Origin of the sequence: Enterococcus sp. AZ015 (assembly GCF_050499225.1) — a bacterium.
GTDB lineage: Bacteria > Bacillota > Bacilli > Lactobacillales > Enterococcaceae > Enterococcus_D > Enterococcus_D entomosocium.
Window position 1 is genome coordinate 3359243 of sequence record NZ_JBMHEX010000001.1, and the last position, 17307, is coordinate 3376549.

Below are 17307 nucleotides of genomic sequence, written 5' to 3' on the forward strand. Positions count from 1 at the left end.
TCTCTTTGGTTTCTGTACTGGAGAATAGGGGACATCCCCTTATTCTCCAGATGCGTTTGTTGGATCCGCGACCAACTCCCAAACTAGTGCAGTTGAGTAAGCCGTATCATTTTTTGTGGTATTGGCTGGAATACGTAAGACAACGCCATCAGTCTGTCCTTCTGCATTCGCATTCCCCAGAGCTAGTGTCCATGCACCGGCACCCTGTGAAGCATTGGCGGTTGCCAAAGTTTGTGCGGCTTCTCCTAATACAATCTCGTTTTGATTCGCAATGGGCGTAGCTGATGTGGGATTCACATAACGCAGACCACTCAAGGTGATCGTTGCTCCTTGCAGCTCATGTCCGCTTGCATCACTCAATTGTTTAGGCTGTGAAACTTGCAGCTCCCAGCCTAATCGATCACTCCCACGACGATCTTCTGTTGCGACAAATGGTACCCGTCCTTCTTCTGATGTACCAGAAAATACATGGTCCAATCGTGCCTCTTGAACGATTTCACTTGAAATATTCGGAATCTTACCAAAATCAAAGTTTGAAACATAATTGATTCTTAGTCGGCCTGGGTGGGGGTTAACTGGTACTTCAGGATCTACTTCTTCTCCTGGATTTTCTGGATCTGGAATCACCGGATTAGATGAATCATTTTCTAAAATAATCACCGTTCCCTCTGTCCTTGCGTTCGTCGCATCCTCATACTCTACTTCTGCTGCCTGACTAATTAATGTACCTAGTCCCATACTTCCCGCTAAAAGTGCTGCTGCTATTGTGATTGTTGTTTTCTTCATTGTTCATCCTCCAATTTTTTTGTTTTTTCTTTGTTTTGTTCGTACGTGTTGCTTTCTTATTCTCCTTTATTCTCAATTGATTTAGTATTTTTCCCCTTCCGGTTTCAGCTGGATGAACACTATAAACCAGCATTTTTTTAGAGCGATTCAGCCTTCTTTCTCCCATTAATTCTAATCCATCTGCCAATAATCAGGAGAATAAGAAGTCCAATTCCCCCTAAAATCAGATAAGATAGATAAGGCGTCCTCTCATCAATATTCACTGCACTTTGGTTTAACTGGCGGGCTTCTGACGCGGCAATCGTGAAATTTTCTTCAAAATGATACTCCTTCCCATCTGCTTTTACCCTCATTTTAAGAACATAGTCCCCAGCCTTTATGGGTCGTTCCCCCGTTGGTATACCAAAATTAAAATTAGAATTGGGCGCCATGCGAAGATCGTAGACATCGTACGTATAAATCGCTGCTTTCCCCCCTTTTTCAGTCACAGTAGATTCAACACTCATATTGCGAACAATCGATGCTGCACTATTTTGAATGTTAGCTTCAATAAAGTTTCGATAATTTCTTTGTCCTGTTGTAATGTCTTGTAAATGCAAGTCATTTTCAACTGTTTCCCCGTCTTTATTGTTTAACAAAATACCAACGGTGTACGCAACTTCATGAACTACTGTTTGTTCGCTTATATTTTTAACTTCTTCCGTAAACCGAATCCCTCCGAGAATGTCTCCCGCCCAGTCTTCTTCTGGGAATAAAACTACTACTTTCATGGTGACAAAACCTAACGCTGGAATCGTACGTTTTGCTTCGTCAATCTTGACCAATTGATCCATTCGATGCGTTAATGAATCATCGTACGTGTCTTCTGCCAAATAACCAGGGATACCATTTTCATTGGTGGAAGCGGGATTCACCGCAGCTTTTACCGTAATTGCTACATCAGACGCATTATAAATCCTAATAGAAACTTCACGTTTTTCTCCCGGCAGACCGTCGAAATGGTAATAGCCTTGCGCATTTACATTTCCATCCTCATCTAACGTTTGAATCGAAAAATTATTCACCTCATCTGCATAGCCTGTTTGATAAAAAAAACCAAGACTTAGGATTACCGTAAATAGAATCCATCGGATTGCGTGTTTCTTTCGTTCTTTCTTTGTTTTCAATATAATTTCCTCATTTCATAAAAGTGAGATAGTTCATTATTAAATATTTAATTCACAAATTAATATACGGGTTAAACCAGGTTTAAGGTCAATGCCTTTTTTTCAAAAAAAAACTACAAAATAAAAAAAATTCAAAAACAGACTTGTAAATGCTGATTTATTAGGCGTTTTCAGGAAAATAAATTAAAATGATTTTTCTTAATTTTTATAAATCAGCATTTATAATAATCAACAGTCTTATTATTTCCTTTCCCACTTGAAATATATTGAACAATTGATTTAATAAACTCAGCTCTATAGAATCCTTCTCTCTTAACACGTACAATGTACTTTCTGATTGCTTTCAATATCAACTTCTAGCAATCCGTCAAAAATAATCCGAGCGCTCGCCACTTTTTTCTAGAGGAGCTTTTTGATTTACCGATAGGTTGAATGATAATCCCATCTTTCATTACGTTTGTTGAATTTTGTTCAAAAAACAATACAAAATACGCAACGGTAGTTACGTATTGTTACATATGTTCTTTCCGCAACAATTAAAGTGTCTCTATTTCTATAAACTTTCTTTTTAAATGAACAATATTTTGTATATCAATAGACACAAAACGAAAGCTACGTGCTTCAATTGTCATAAAAAAAGAGGGTCCAGAAACTAGTCATTTTCTGAACACTCTTTTAATAGTTACATAATGCACATTCCATTATCCGAAATTTATTTTTGCGCAACATATTTAGCTGCCAATAATGATTTGTATATTTCATTCGGCAAAAAATCCATGGAGTATACTCTACTGTTCTCTGAAATAATACCTTTTTGATCTAGTTATTGAATTACTTAAGGAGTTATGAAATAAGTAACTAAAAAGGATCAAAACCTTTTAAGTTTCTGTTCACTTTTGATGAGCTGTTCTAATACTCACAAATCTGATTTTTAAGTGAACAATGAGTTGTATCCGATTCTATAGATACAAAAATAAGCTACTCGTTCAGAAAATAAACGAGTAGCCTTGAACTGCCAAAATCTCTAAGGTGTAAATTCTTTAATTTTGTAAAAAATGATTATTGATACAAGAGAATTTCCTTAACAATTTTGATTGAATCTACCATAAAAAACGATCTTCCTACTTAAGTACATAAAAAAGGTATCTAGAGAGGATTCATTTTCTAGATACCTTTCTTTATAAATAGTCCCAGCGAAAGGAAACATTGCTCCTAAAATATAAGCGTATGTTCACTCGTTTTTCTATTATACACTCAAAAAATTATTCAAGCAGCACGACTATTGCAGGGAAAACCGAATCTATCTTAGAGATTCTATGCTATTTTGCTTTGTTTGCTTCATCGACAGCTTGTTGCGCTTTTTCCTTACTTCCATTGCTGTCATTAGCTTTACTAATTGCGGCTTGCAGTTCACTGTCCACTTGACTCAACGCATCATTGGTATTATCGACGTCTATGGAGCTATCGCTTAAACCGGCGTCCGCAGCAACTGCGTTCGCATAATCCTTTAGCTTCGTATTTGCAGATTCTAAATCTTTTGCATATTGCGCTACCTTATTAACATTGGCGTTCGCACCACTTACAGCAGCAGAAGCTTCACTATTTTGGGCTTGCACGTTTTCGATTGTTTCATTGGCCGCTTGTAAATCACTTTCCGCTTTTGCTTTTGCTGCTTCAGCTTCCGCTTTTTCTTGGACTAGTTGTGCTATTTGGGCTTTTTGACCTTTAATCTCTATCCCCAAAGCGCTTAAAACTTGTGCAATTCTTATGGAATCGTCTTTTGTCCCCAAAAAATGAAACGTCGTTGCAATCGCTGCATAGGCGCCCACACTAAATGAAAAGATCATTCCCAGTGCAGCAAGAGCTAGGACACACCCTTTCTTATGCTCTTCAATATACCTTCCGATCCTTGTTTGTTTCCTTCTTTCTCTCATACACTTCTTCCCTCTCTCATTTTAATTATTTATACTTCTATCTTTCGATAGTTTTTTTATATTGTTTGCTAACTTAGACGATGATAGTCGCTACTCACTCTCTCATTACCCTTTGTTGAAAAGCAACGAAAATAAACTCAGTTACAAATCGACTCCATCCTATCCATAATTGAAAAATGGCCAATGTCAATGTCCTAGATTTGATTAAAAAGTAAATCATCAGAAAACCAGTTCTGCCGGAGCACTATTGTGACATTAAGCACAATGTATAGTTTATCAAACCTCGTTTGTTCGAAACATTTTGGTCTGGTATTTCGGACTTTCCAGATTTGCTGAATTCCACTTTCCTTTTATAAACCTATGAAAATAAGCAATAAAAAAAAGAGTTCAAAAACGTTTTAGTTTTTTGAACCTTTGCTTCTGAGATTCCCTATACTTTTTGAACTATATCTTCACAAAGCGCCTATCTATGAGTCACCTTGCATGGCGCTGTCTTAAACATTATATTTAGTAGCTTCTAACTTCAACATAGATTTAATACACTGGAATCAGCATGTTACTCCAACAATAACGAGAACATTTTTGATAAAGGTGCTTGATCAAGTTCAACCATGATGTCTAGCATTCTTGTTGCCATTGTTCTTCCCTGCTCCTCATTGACTGTCCTCATAATCAGTAATCCTTCAAAAAATTTGTACAGCGTTCTCGAAAAAAAGTCTTGGAAACTGGTGGATAACAACCCCAATTGGGTAAGTAAAACTTCTGCAAACTCATACTGATTTTTTACAAATGTATATTCAATAATATTAATCAGGAGACCACAATATACTTCTCTGCCTTTCTCAAATTGAATATAATACTCCAGCAGTTTAGAAACTCTTTTAAAAAAGATAAATATAAATTCGTGATCTAAAAAATCTAGTGTATTGGCAAATAAATGTATTTCTTGAAGCGTCCAGCTTTCAATCCCCATTAAATAGGACAAAATCAGTTGCTTATCTTCTTCTAAAACGACAGCGGTATTGTATACTCCATAAACTTCTAAATGCTGTAAAATTCTTATTCTCGAGCGTACCTCAGCCACTCTGATCGCATTTATTTGTCCTGATTTTCTTTCTAGTTCTTTTAAAAGTAACGCTAATCCTTTTATGTCTTGCTTATTAGATAGGTTGGCGTAATGATAAGTGTAATGATTTTGTTCATTTAATTTATAGCCATTGGCAATAAACAAGAACTCGCTAATATCCATAGACAAGTTTTCTAATATCTTAATAAGGACATCAGAAGATATATTATGTTTCCCTTTCTCAAATTCAATCGCATATGATTTTGAGATAATATTTCTATAGACTTCTTTTTGACTAAATCCTTTTTTTAGCCGTATTTCTCTAATCGTTTCTCCAAACATGCATTATCCCTCTCTAAAAACGTGATACATTTCTAAATAAAACTGAGTAATACTAAAGTGCATATCATAAAAAACCATTTCATAAATTATTCTCCTTTTCTATTTTTGATGTTCTATGGCACCTAAAGATTATGCTTTCACTGAGAATCTAGGCAAAGACTGATCACAATAGCTTCAGTCTTTGCCTATTTTGATTTCTATACAGTTTCTGCGTACCCGGCAGATGACGTTTGGAGAAAATTATTATCCAAATCAATTAATTAAATTGATTAGTTCTTTGTTTTCTTCACTCTTATGCTAACTACACCTAGGACACTTATAACTAAAAAACCTACAGCTTGTAAAATATTGGAAAATAGCGTACTTTCACCAGTCTTTGGGAAAGTATGACCGTTGTTTTTAGATAAAATATTAGAGAAAGCAGTGTCTTTTTTGATAGCTCTCATGGGAACGCTTTTTTTAGCTGAACTTAAAAACCTAACAGGTTTCGCTACAACATCCGTTTTTGTCTTTTCTTTTGATGTTGAGCCATTTGTTCGGTTCGATCCTTTTCCACTAGTTTCGGCTATCCTTGTATCTTCTTCGGACTTTGTTGCTTCTGTTTTGCTTGATACAGCTTCTTTTGTGATCGTTGTCGTTCCTAATGTCGGATCTTTTGTTGTTGGTTGTTCTACAGTTGCTTCAACGGTCATTCCCGTTTGACTTTCTATTGTTGATTCATTTGTTTGGTTTGATCTTGTCTTTGTGGTACCAGCCATTCTTGTATCTTCTTCGAGCTGTGTTGCTTCTGTTTTGGTTGGTACAGCTTCTTTTGTGATTGTTGTCGTTCCTAATGTCGGATCTGTTGTTGTTGGTTGTTCTACAGTTGCTTCAACGGTCATTCCCGTTTGACTTTCTATTGTTGATTCATTTGTTTGGTTTGATATTGTCTCTGTGGTACCAGCCATTCTTGTATCTTCTTCGGGCTGTGTTGCTTCTGTTGTGGTTGGTACGGCTCCTTTTTTAATCGTTGTCGTTCCTAATGTCGGATCTTTTGTTGTTGGTTGTTCTACAGTTGCTTCAACGGTCATTCCCGTTTGACTTTCTATTGTTGATTCATTTGTTTGGTTTGATCTTGTCTTTGTGGTACCAGCCATTCTTGTATCTTCTTCGGGCTGTGTTGCTTCTGTTGTGGTTGGTACGGCTCCTTTTTTAATCGTTGTCGTTCCTAATGTCGGATCTTTTGTTGTTGGTTGTTCTACAGTTGCTTCAACGGTCATTCCCGTTTGACTTTCTATTGTTGATTCATTTGTTTGGTTTGATCTTGTCTTTGTGGTACCAGCCATTCTTGTATCTTCTTCGGGCTGTGTTGCTTCTGTTTTGGTTGGTACAGCTTCTTTTGTGATTGTTGTCGTTCCTAATGTCGGATCTTTTGTTGTTGGTTGTTCTACAGTTGCTTCAACGGTCATTCCCGTTTGACTTTCTATTGTTGATTCATTTGTTTGGTTTGATCTTGTCTTTGTGGTACCAGCCATTCTTGTATCTTCTTCGGGCTGTGTTGCTTCTGTTGTGGTTGGTACGGCTCCTTTTTTAATCGTTGTCGTTCCTAATGTCGGATCTTTTGTTGTTGGTTGTTCTACAGTTGCTTCAACGGTCATTCCCGTTTGACTTTCTATTGTTGATTCATTTGTTTGGTTTGATCTTGTCTCTGTGGTACCAGCCATTCTTGTATCTTCTTCGAGCTGTGTTGCTTCTGTTTTGGTTGGTACAGCTTCTTTTGTGATTGTTGTCGTTCCTAAGGTCGGATCTGTTGTTGTTGGTTGTTCTACAGTTGCTTCAACGGTCATTCCCGTTTGACTTTCTATTGTTGATTCATTTGTTTGGTTTGATCTTGTCTTTGTGGTACCAGCCATTCTTGTATCTTCTTCGGGCTGTGTTGCTTCTGTTGTGGTTGATACAGCTTCTTTTGTGATCGTTGTCGTTCCTAAGGTCGGATCTGTTGTTGTTGGTTGTTCTACAGTTGCTCCAACAGTCATTCCCGTTTGACTTTCTATTGTTGATTCATTTGTTTGGTTTGATTTAGATTCTGTGGTACCTGCTGTTGTTAACATTTGTTGGTGTACCGATGTTCCTTCATCTTGCACTTGTATTTGAACTAATTCGTTCGGTTTGTCTGAGTCAGGTTCCTTTAGTTCAGGGTAATATGATGAGCCTTGTATTGATTCTAATGAATCGGAGACGATCTTGCCGTATTCTCTTGTTTCATCATTGAACCAGACATTGCCGTCCTTAGACCATCTATCTCCCTTATCATCAACTGCTCGGCTTTCACTTAAACGTGTAACATGATGACCATTGATTGTATCCGCATGAGCTTCCGCTGCAAACACTAGAATAAATCCCGCAGCTAAAGTAGTAGTTATAACTCTCTTTTTCATTATTTACTCTCCTATAAATTTCTAAATAAATGTTTCAGCTGAGCATCATTGTGATAAAAAACACAACCGAAAACATTTTTAAATTCATTCCTAATTTTCTGAAATTATTGTTGCGGTTTTCATTATAGTCTCCTTTAAATAAAAATTGCATTAGGTCTTATATTTGAGACCATCTTATTGGCCATGTTTAAAATATCTTAAATATAGCACTTTTATAAATAATTCTGTTTATAAGTTAATCTTAAAAAGGGTCATAAACTATTAAGTTTCTGACCCCTTCCAAGATTTATCCTAATACTCATAAATCTAAATTTTCATTGAACAATGATTTAGTTACGAGTTTATGAACACAAAAATAGAGTGATACATATAAATTATAGTATTAAAAAAGAGTGTCCAGAAATTAGTCATTTTCTGAACACTCTTCTTAGCAGTTCAATAATGAATATTCTATCTATTCAAAGACTAATTTTGCTCAACATATCCGACCATCCAGAATGATTTATACATCACCTAAAAGAAAGGTCAACAATGTATACTCTGATGTCCTTTAAATGGAGATACTTTCTGACCTAATTAATTGAGCTGCTGAAAGAGCTATGAAATGAGGAATCAAAAAAGGATCAAAAACTTAAAAGTTTCTGACCCCTTCCATTATGAATTAAATCAATTTCAAAATTCGCTGGTAATATCTCTTGCTACGGCTGATAGTAGAATTCAAAATTATTTTAGATATTTCTAAAGTCTTGAAAATTCTCTAGTTTTCTATCTTTTAACATGTATAGCTCATCGCAAATATTTGCTACGGAAGCATCATGTATCACCATTACAAAGCTCGTATTATTCCATTCAATTCTTTGAAAAATATCTAATACCATTAATTCTGTCTCTGAGTCTAGTGAACCAGTTGGTTCATCTATACATTGTGTTCGACAAAACAGGCACGCAATTATCATGTTACATCCCTGAAAACATGCTATTCTACCGTATTCGCCTTTCTATTTGTTGCCCCTCATCTTTTCATGGGAGGGACCCACTCTTCTAAAGATTCGACTTTTCCACCAGCCTCTTCGATCTATCTTTTTTGCTTTTGCACGATAAGGTTAACTATTTTAGTAATCCCTTGAAAATAAAAGGTCAGTATTCTGGTAATCTTCTTGATTTATAGGCTGATCGATTTCATCGTAAATTTTACCATAACTTAATACCGACTGAATAACTGAACTTAGATTTTGTTACGTATTTCTGAACACAAAAAAATGTACGAAATTTTTTTACATTTTCCTTGCAATTACTCTTCTAAAAATAGCCGCCACTGTCCAATGATTGCGTACATCCATATTTCTTTGATAGAAAACAACTTCTTTCTCGTTAAATCCAATCACTATCTTTTTCATCGATTATACTAAGCATCTTAAACACTTAAGGTTTCTTGATAAGTATTCTGATTAAATATTCTGTTGAACATTCCCTTTCATTAATTTCTAACATCTGAAACTTTTTGTCCACGTATTGATCAGATCATTAAATCTGTTTTCAGCACTCACCAATTTTTTTATTCGAGTATTTCAAGCGGATATTTTTGGTACTCTTTCGCTCGACAAATAGTAAATTATGATGCTAAAACCATTTCATTTCCGTACGACCCGAGCTAGCGTTAGAAAGAGAATAAACTTCAGTCCTCTCTCCTAGAAATTTGTCCTAAATTTATTGAAGCTGATTATAATAAAAAATACCCGATCATGAATGATCGGGCTCAGAGAATTGTAGCGAAGTTAATATTATACGAAAAATCAATTTATCTAATTGGCGTTTTTCATTACTAAATACTTATCATATAAATAATTCTCAACACTAACTACATCAATACATAGAATAGTTTCTAAGCTGACTGATTGTTTGTGATCTATTTCAATATTTTCATAATCTAGTAATGAGAGTACCAATCTATTTATATCTAATAAAACAATTTTCCCTGTTAGTATACTCTCGTCGATTGACGTTATGATCGATATCGTTTTATTTCGCTTCAATGCCGTATTCAAAATCTCTTTAGGCGTTGTATTCTCAGTTAAAGCAACTGATTTCTCTAATGAAAATCCATCAAAAGCGTTCATTTTTTTAGAGTAACTAACAAAAAAATCATACATTTTTGTATACTCAGTATTACTAAAAATATTTGTTATAAATTTTTTGCTTCTCAGTTGAATACTTTCCAGTGTGCCAATTTCACTAATTGACATAAATACAATAAATGAATCTAGCTCCATTAATATATACCCTAGTGAAAAAGATTCGTCTCCATTCTCTATAAAATTTCTTGAATATAGCTCGATTAGGTGATTATTAAAAGATAAAAAGTCTATTTTCTTCATACTATATTATACTCAATGTTCTCAAACTTATTCATATAAAAAACCTCGAAAATCAATATATTCATAGGTCATTTCATCTGCTCCATGATCGGCTTCTTCTTCATTTAATGTCGAATCATCAATCCACTGATAATAATGTTGTATTTCATGACAAATACTGTGAACAATTGTATATATTGCACTATCTTTTCCTTCTGCTTTAACAAATTCAAAAAAATCACCAGTTGATATATTTATCTCAGCAACTTCATATTTTGAACATGGCAGATAACAAGTTGCGGTAGCTTTTTCTCCCGTTACTCCATTTGTAATATAATTTGCTCCAGTCACATTAACATGTACAGCAGAAGGAAAATCATAATTTTTCTTTAACCAGCTGACAAATTCTGAGATACTCTTTGCTACAAATTTATTAGTTGAAGGTTTTAAATTTAGTTTAATCAAAATTTACTGAGCCCCCTTTTTGTGTCCTCTACCAGGAGTATGTTTTTTCATAGGACGGTTTGTCTTTTTATTTGAATTCGATTTCCAACCGTTTTTCTTTTTCTTCTCGTTAACTTCCCGTCCTTGTTTTTTTCTGTTCTCCTTCCCTACAGGACCACTACTTTTGTTATTTTCGAAGTAATTTTTAATTGTGCTGTATGCCCAATGCCCAGCACCAATCGTAATGCCCCCCAGAACAATCGCTCCAGTCGCAGCCAAAGCTACTTGTCCAATACCAGGAATAAAGTAAACTCCTGCGGCAGCTGCAAATCTCTTTTGTCGTCCGCCGTTACTAGCTTGACCAATTTCCTCTGCTGTCGCTAAAAGAGATTCTAGTTTTTCTTGATTATAAGCTTCTCCATTGATAATTAAAACGTCATCTGTTATTTGAATCGTTGCTGTTTCGTCCTGTTTAGAATCATAGATGGTGTCAGTTTCTTCTTCAATATTATACAATGAAACACGGTTTTCTTGCTCTATTTCTGTGGCTAGAGCAGTCAAACCAGACGTTACTACACTTAGACCTAAAATCGTTACCAAAGCTGCTACACCAATTTTAAACTTAATACCCATGATTCAACCTCTTCCATTTTCTTATTATAGATTTTTATCAATCCACAATAAGAAAATATCATTTAGGTAATAAAATCACAACTTACATTTTTGTCATGGGTTATTTGATTAACCAACTTAAACTATACCAGATATTGCAGAATTATTAGCGTCAATTTCGATTCATTTGAATCAAAATACGAACGCTTCGTTTTCACTAACATGTTCTTTATCTTATACGTTTTGCTACTTCATTTGAATTATTTTTGGTAAGATTCATCACACGATACGGTGTGTGAGAGGGGTTCTGAAATTTTCTCTTTTTGCTTATTCTTAAAATGAATAAAACTGTAGGCTATTAGGGATCACTTTCTTGATCAACTGGTAACTTACTTCATCAACACCAGAAAATATTTCTAATGGCACTATATTGTATCTCTTACTATCTTCGATTCCATAGAAATCTTGATTGGTAAAAAGGAAGCTTTTTCTCGTTTCATTGGTTAAAGGAACCATCCATTCGTCTTGTCCCGCGTTGAAAGATCCCTTTTATTTCAACATCCGAAGAACACACACCTGCACCATTTTTCTCTGACCTTACCTCAAGAAATCCCCATTCCTCATCCTTCCTCCTCCCAGGACAGCTCATCCAAGATCCTAATCAACTTTTGAACCTCTTGATTCAACATCGCACTCTTTAAATAGGCATATTGAATATAAAAAATTTCCTTATCTTCAGGGACTAGCGGTATTTTCACTAAGCCTTCCATTTCTTGAAACACAGGAAATTCCGTCATCAAGGTAATGCCGATATTGGAACTGACCAGCTGGCCAATCGTCTGGACGTCTGAAAAATAAAAAGGGACTTCCGGCTTCTTCTTTGATTTCTCACTTAAATTCTGAAAGGCGCGCATGTGGGTATAGCCTTTTTCCAATAGGATAAAGGGATATTCGGCAGCTTCTTCAAATGAGATTTCCTTTTTCTTAGCTAATGGGTTTTCTTTTGACACAAAAATAAAAAACTCTTGCTGATGCAATAATTTCACCTGCAGATTCGGGTGGACGAGGGGATTGACACTGCCCAGCAAGCTAAAATCGATTTTTCCTGACAATAGTTTTGAAAGCAATTCATTGGATCCCCCAGATACCAAGTGAAATTTCGAAATAAAGCGGATGATCTCTTTTTCATCTAAGAGTTTTGAAAAGACTTTGGAACGAATGATCGGTGGCAGGCCGATGTGGGTGCGGTTGTTTTTGGCATGGTCGATGGCTCTGTCTAAGGTCACAAATTCATCTAAGATATATTGCGCATGAGCCTTCAAAATTTCCCCTTCCGTGGTCAATGAGATGGAGCGATGTGAGGCTTCTCGCACGATCAAATCACAGCCATAATGCTCTTCCAAGCGTTTGACAGCGTAGCTGACGGTTGGTTGACTGACCGCAAATTTATGCGCCACTTGGGTAAAAGAAAGCATATCTGCCAAAGCGTTAAAGTATTCTAAATCTCGTATATTCATCGTCTGATTCCTCCCTTAACCGGTTTAAACTAGCAGCGGTTTTGTTATAAATAATTTTTATTATACCACCGATAGTTGACTATAATTCTGTCCGAGGATTAAAGTAGCTAATGGAAATGAACGAGTACTCAAAATACACCTATCGGAGGAACATAATGAAAGCACATGACATTTTAAATAACCCCTTTTTAAACAAAGGAACTGCGTTTACACAAGAAGAACGGAAAGAACTAGGGTTGATCGGTTTATTGCCCCCTCACGTGCAAACGATCGAAGAACAAGCAGAACAAGCCTATTTGCAATATGTCACCAAAGAATCAGACATTGAAAAACGTCACTTTTTAATGGAGATCTTTAATACCAATCGGACATTGTTCTACTATTTGTTCAACCAACATATCGTTGAATTCAATCCGATCGTCTACGATCCAACGATTGCCGATACCATTGAAAATTACAGCCGCCTATTTGTGGATCCTCAATATGCAGCGTATTTAGATATCAATCATCCAGAGAATATCGAAGAAACGTTGAAAAATGCCGCTGGCGATCGAGACATTCGCTTGATCGTAGCCACTGACGCTGAAGGGATTCTTGGGATTGGTGACTGGGGTGTCCAAGGTGTCGATATTTCTGTCGGTAAATTGATGATTTATACAGCAGCTGCTGGGATCGACCCTGCTTCTGTTTTACCAATCGTGATCGATGCTGGCACGAACCGAAAAGAATTGTTAGAGGATCATTTGTATCTAGGCAATCGTCAAGAACGTGTCTACGGTGATGCCTACTACCAATTCATCGATCAATTTGTTCAAACGGCAGAATCATTGTTCCCTAAACTTTACTTGCATTGGGAAGACTTTGGCCGTTCAAATGCTGCAACGATTTTGGACAAATACAAACAATCGATTCCAACTTTCAATGATGATATCCAAGGAACGGGAATCGTTGTACTGGGCGGTATCTTCGGCGCATTAGATATTACAGGTGAAAAATTAACGGATCAAGTCTACTTATGTTATGGCGGTGGTTCCGCTGGTGCCGGGATTGCCAGCCGTGTCCATGCCGAAATGGTCAGCGAAGGTCTTTCAGAAGAAGAAGCCTACAATCATTTCTTTATGGTTGACAAACAAGGGCTTTTGTTCGATGATATGTCCGATTTGACTCCTGCACAAAAACCATTTGCCAAAAAACGGGCTGACTTTGCCAATGCTGGCGATATGACGCAATTGATCAATGTCATTAAAGTCGCAAAACCAACGATTTTGGTCGGTACTTCAACCAATGCCGGCGCCTTTACCAAAGAAGTTGTGGAAGCGATGTGTGAAAACACAGCTCGTCCAGTGATTTTCCCTATCTCGAATCCAACCAAAAAATTAGAAGCAACGGCTGAACAAGTAATCGAATGGTCTGATGGAAAAGCCTTTGTGGCAACCGGTGTCCCTTCAGGAACGATCCAATACAAAGGGGTCGACTACCAAATCGGTCAAGCAAACAACGCCTTGATCTATCCTGGTCTAGGGTTAGGTATGTTGGCTTCAGAAGCCTCTCTCTTGACCGACGAAATGATTGGTGCCGCTGCTCACTCATTAAGTGGTTTGGTTGATTTGAGCCAACCTGGTGCACCTGTTCTTCCACCATTTGAATACGTTGCGGACGTTTCTATCAAAGTGGCTGAAGCAGTTGCCAATAAAGCCAAAGAACAAGGACTAGCCCAAGCGCAAGAAACCGATATGGCAAAAGCTGTCCAAAATCTTAAATGGTATCCAACATACTAGGAAGGTCTGAAAAATGAATAAATTAAAAACGATGACGATTTCGGGAATTAGTCTTCCCTTGTATCTCTTTTTCATGGTTGTCATATTCAGTGCGATTGCCTTAGACAAGTTGCCATTAAATATGGTCGGGATCACCATTTTACTGGTTGCCTTAGGACACCTGCTGTATTTCATTGGGGAAAAACTCCCGATCATGAATTCTTATCTTGGCGGTGGGTCAGTTTTTACCCTGCTTGGTGCCACCCTTTTGGCCTCCTTCCATCTCGTTCCCACGAAAGTCATTGACGCGGTCAGTGACTTCATGGGGGGCGGTTTTGGTTTTCTTGATTTCTATATTGCCGCTTTGATTTGCGGCTCGATTTTAGGTATGAACCGCAATTTGTTGGTGAAGGCTTCTACGAAATTCATTCCTGTTGCTTTGATCACCATGGTAGTAGGCTTTTTCTCCGTCGGCCTTGTCGGTATGCTGCTAGGCAATGGATTCGCTGATTCGGTGATGTATGTGTCTCTACCAATGATGTCTGGCGGGATGGGGGCGGGAATCACCCCACTTTCACAAATTTATGCTGATGGCTTGGCAAACGGCAATCAAGCCGCCATCTTTTCTCAATTAGCGCCAGCAGTTACTTTCGGGAATATTCTTGCCATTATTGGTGCTTTATTTATCGCAAAGGCCTTTGCTAAAACCAAATACAATGGCCATGGCACCCTGATCAATGCCACGAAAGAAGAATTAGAAAAACCAAAAATAACGCTTGATGCCCAACAAATCGGGGTCGGGATGCTGTTTTCCTTTTCACTGTTGGTCGTTGGTGCGATTTTAAGCGACTTTTTCCCTAAAATTCACGAGTATGCCTTTATGATCGTGATTGTCTTTATTCTGAAAGCCTTGAATATTGTCCCTAAGAAACTCGAAGATTCTGTGGTGATGTTCAACAATGTTGTGATGACGAATTTGACCCACGCAGTCTTGGCGGGGATTGGTTTGGCATTGATCGATCTGTCAACATTGGCCTCTGCCTTTACTTGGCAATTTGTCGTGCTTTGCCTAACCAGTGTCGTATCTATGGGGGCTGCCAGCTGGTTCTTCGGGATGGTATTGGGGATGTACCCCGTTGAAACCGCAATTGGCGCCGGTATGATCAACAACTCCATGGGGGGAACAGGTAATATCGCTGTATTGTCTGCCTCTGATAGAATGGAAATGATTGCTTTTGCCCAAATGGCCAACCGTTTATGCGGTGCAATCGTGCTGATTTTAGGTGGGATCTTGATCCGTTTCTTCTATTCTTGATCAAGAACAAAAAACAGGTGCTGCTACGCATGATGCATAGCAGCACCTGTTTTTGCATTCCTCAAACGAATTCGTCCAATTGGTTGCACGAATCAAACAAGGTTCAATCATTTCCTCATAAAAGAGCCAAAAAGAGCAGTGCCACCGCACTGCTCTTGCGTTACTGATTCATTCAAGGGTTACAACTTCTGAAACAAGGTTGGTGCTTGATCAGGAGACCAAGTGGTGTCCCCGTAATTTGAGTGGGTGTTGATCACGACATAGTTGCTGCCTTTATGGCTCACGATTTCACCGCTTGTATACACTTCTGGTGCAGAGAAAGTTCCTAGTTTCCACACACGGTATTCTGACTCCCCGCCTCCAGGTGTTTCAGTTTCTTCTTTGGCATTGGTTTTCACGCTCAGCTGGTTACTGAAAGCGGATTGTTCGCCCGTTTTGCTGATTGCTTTGATTTGGTAATTGTAGGTTGTATCCGCTGCTAGATTCGTGTCTTCATAGGTTGTTCCTGTGGCCGTAGCAATTTTGACGCCATTGCGGTAAACATCATATCCAGCGATCCCATTTGTATGAGTCGATGCTTGCCACATTAAGGACACGCTGCTGTCTGTCACGCTCATTTGGTGCAGGTTGCCTGGTGTCGAAGGTGTTTCGACTTGATTATCTGCTGAGGTAGTCACTTTCACTGCAGCACTTTTTTCTGAAACTAACGCAGTAAAGCCAACTGCTTCTACTTGATAGCTATAGGTTGTGTTGGCTTTTAATTGTGTGTCGGTAAAAGTTGGCTCAGTAGTCGTTGCCACTAAGGCACCATCGCGATACACGTTGTATTCTTTCGCATCGGTTTGACCGTTCCATGCTAAAGCCACCGTGCTGCTAGTCACTCGTTCTGAGCGGACATTTGCTGGTGCTGCTGGTTTTTCGGGAATGACCGTTGAGCCGGAAACGTTGACGTCGATCACGTTATAAAAGGCATTTGGCGTATCTGCAACATCCCAGACCGCTAAAATGACATGGTAACCGAGACGATTTTCTGGAATGGTAATGGTATGGCTTGGGCTATTGCTGGCAGCCGAACCATCGTGATTCACAGTAGCGATCAATTCCAAGCTATCTCTTGAAAGTGGCGCGTTTTGATCCCAACCTGGTTTCGTGATATAGTAATGCCATTTTGTGGTCTTGTGAGGCGCTGTATAATGCCAATTGACCCGCAATGGTCCTTGATTGATGTCTTGTTTGGTCCAACGATTGGTTCCTTGTTCATCAAGAACAAAGTCCCCGATTTGTCCGAGTCCACCATCTGCCGAAGCGATGCGACCATCTACTGGTCCTGCTTCTGGAAAGCCTTTTTTAGTTTCCAATGATTGTGGGTTTGAAATGACATTGCCATATTTCTCAAACGCAGCGCTCCACCCTAACGTATTGCGATCCAAAGACCCTTGATAGCCCCGACTGACCGGTGATTCCACATAACCATGAGCAAATACTTGTTTCCCCGTGAAGAATAAGCTCCCTCCAAGTAAGATTGCCACCCCGACCGACCATTTTACCAATGCGTTTTTCATACTCTGCCTCCTAAAATTTTTTATCATCGAATAAA

At 38.1% G+C, this 17307-nt stretch carries 12 protein-coding genes; 2 read left to right on the top strand and 10 right to left on the bottom strand.

Features of this window, described 5'->3' with window-relative positions; translation table 11 throughout:
- Nucleotides 1-39: 39 nt before the first annotated feature.
- From IGK85_RS15760 to IGK85_RS15800, 9 genes are all read right to left on the bottom strand, one after another.
- Nucleotides 40-786, bottom strand: a complete 747-nt coding sequence (locus IGK85_RS15760; protein ID WP_008381643.1) for a WxL domain-containing protein — start codon at nt 784-786, stop codon at nt 40-42.
- Nucleotides 787-923: 137 nt separating this feature from the next.
- Entirely contained in the window at nt 924-1952 is a 1029-nt protein-coding gene (locus IGK85_RS15765; RefSeq protein ID WP_008381641.1) for a DUF916 and DUF3324 domain-containing protein, read from the bottom strand.
- Nucleotides 1953-3271: 1319 nt separating this feature from the next.
- Complete coding sequence (locus IGK85_RS15770) at nt 3272-3886, bottom strand: hypothetical protein (protein WP_008381639.1); 615 nt, start codon at nt 3884-3886, stop codon at nt 3272-3274.
- Between the two features lie 556 nt (nt 3887-4442).
- Nucleotides 4443-5294: a helix-turn-helix domain-containing protein gene (locus tag IGK85_RS15775; protein ID WP_016612623.1), complete on the bottom strand. Its 852-nt coding sequence runs from the start codon at nt 5292-5294 to the stop codon at nt 4443-4445.
- Between the two features lie 269 nt (nt 5295-5563).
- On the bottom strand, nt 5564-7711 hold the full coding sequence (locus tag IGK85_RS15780) for a hypothetical protein (RefSeq protein ID WP_429972326.1): 2148 nt from the start codon (nt 7709-7711) through the stop codon (nt 5564-5566).
- Between the two features lie 1802 nt (nt 7712-9513).
- Entirely contained in the window at nt 9514-10086 is a 573-nt protein-coding gene (locus IGK85_RS15785) for a hypothetical protein (protein ID WP_008381862.1), read from the bottom strand.
- A 27-nt stretch (nt 10087-10113) separates the two neighbouring features.
- On the bottom strand, nt 10114-10530 hold the full coding sequence (locus tag IGK85_RS15790) for a hypothetical protein (protein WP_008381861.1): 417 nt from the start codon (nt 10528-10530) through the stop codon (nt 10114-10116).
- 3 nt (nt 10531-10533) lie between these two features.
- Nucleotides 10534-11142 (bottom strand): hypothetical protein, encoded by a 609-nt coding sequence (locus IGK85_RS15795; RefSeq protein WP_008381860.1) that lies wholly within the window; start codon nt 11140-11142, stop codon nt 10534-10536.
- A gap of 599 nt (nt 11143-11741) precedes the next feature.
- Nucleotides 11742-12638 carry a LysR family transcriptional regulator gene (locus tag IGK85_RS15800; protein ID WP_008381857.1) on the bottom strand — a complete coding sequence of 299 codons (897 nt, stop codon included), beginning with the start codon at nt 12636-12638 and terminating at the stop codon, nt 11742-11744.
- A gap of 116 nt (nt 12639-12754) precedes the next feature.
- Between IGK85_RS15800 and IGK85_RS15805 the strand changes: the two genes are divergently transcribed.
- Both IGK85_RS15805 and IGK85_RS15810 read left to right on the top strand, forming a co-directional pair.
- A complete protein-coding gene (locus tag IGK85_RS15805; RefSeq protein WP_337447220.1) occupies nt 12755-14416 on the top strand; it encodes a malolactic enzyme in 1662 nt (553 codons plus the stop codon).
- A 13-nt stretch (nt 14417-14429) separates the two neighbouring features.
- Nucleotides 14430-15710 (top strand): 2-hydroxycarboxylate transporter family protein, encoded by a 1281-nt coding sequence (locus IGK85_RS15810; RefSeq protein WP_005230514.1) that lies wholly within the window; start codon nt 14430-14432, stop codon nt 15708-15710.
- Nucleotides 15711-15889: 179 nt separating this feature from the next.
- Here IGK85_RS15810 and IGK85_RS15815 read toward each other — a convergent pair whose 3' ends face one another.
- Complete coding sequence (locus IGK85_RS15815) at nt 15890-17272, bottom strand: lytic polysaccharide monooxygenase (RefSeq protein ID WP_008381854.1); 1383 nt, start codon at nt 17270-17272, stop codon at nt 15890-15892.
- Nucleotides 17273-17307 lie beyond the last annotated feature (35 nt).

Excerpts from the sequence above, each read along its gene's own strand:
- IGK85_RS15810 (WP_005230514.1), top strand. The coding sequence starts at position 14,430 with ATGAATAAATTAAAAACGATGACGATTTCGGGAATTAGTCTTCCCTTG.
- IGK85_RS15770 (WP_008381639.1), bottom strand. The coding sequence starts at position 3,886 with ATGAGAGAAAGAAGGAAACAAACAAGGATCGGAAGGTATATTGAAGAG.
- IGK85_RS15780 (WP_429972326.1), bottom strand. The coding sequence starts at position 7,711 with ATGAAAAAGAGAGTTATAACTACTACTTTAGCTGCGGGATTTATTCTA.
- IGK85_RS15800 (WP_008381857.1), bottom strand. The coding sequence starts at position 12,638 with ATGAATATACGAGATTTAGAATACTTTAACGCTTTGGCAGATATGCTT.
- IGK85_RS15775 (WP_016612623.1), bottom strand. The coding sequence starts at position 5,294 with ATGTTTGGAGAAACGATTAGAGAAATACGGCTAAAAAAAGGATTTAGT.
- IGK85_RS15805 (WP_337447220.1), top strand. The coding sequence starts at position 12,755 with ATGAACGAGTACTCAAAATACACCTATCGGAGGAACATAATGAAAGCA.
- IGK85_RS15785 (WP_008381862.1), bottom strand. The coding sequence starts at position 10,086 with ATGAAGAAAATAGACTTTTTATCTTTTAATAATCACCTAATCGAGCTA.
- IGK85_RS15795 (WP_008381860.1), bottom strand. The coding sequence starts at position 11,142 with ATGGGTATTAAGTTTAAAATTGGTGTAGCAGCTTTGGTAACGATTTTA.
- IGK85_RS15760 (WP_008381643.1), bottom strand. The coding sequence starts at position 786 with ATGAAGAAAACAACAATCACAATAGCAGCAGCACTTTTAGCGGGAAGT.
- IGK85_RS15815 (WP_008381854.1), bottom strand. The coding sequence starts at position 17,272 with ATGAAAAACGCATTGGTAAAATGGTCGGTCGGGGTGGCAATCTTACTT.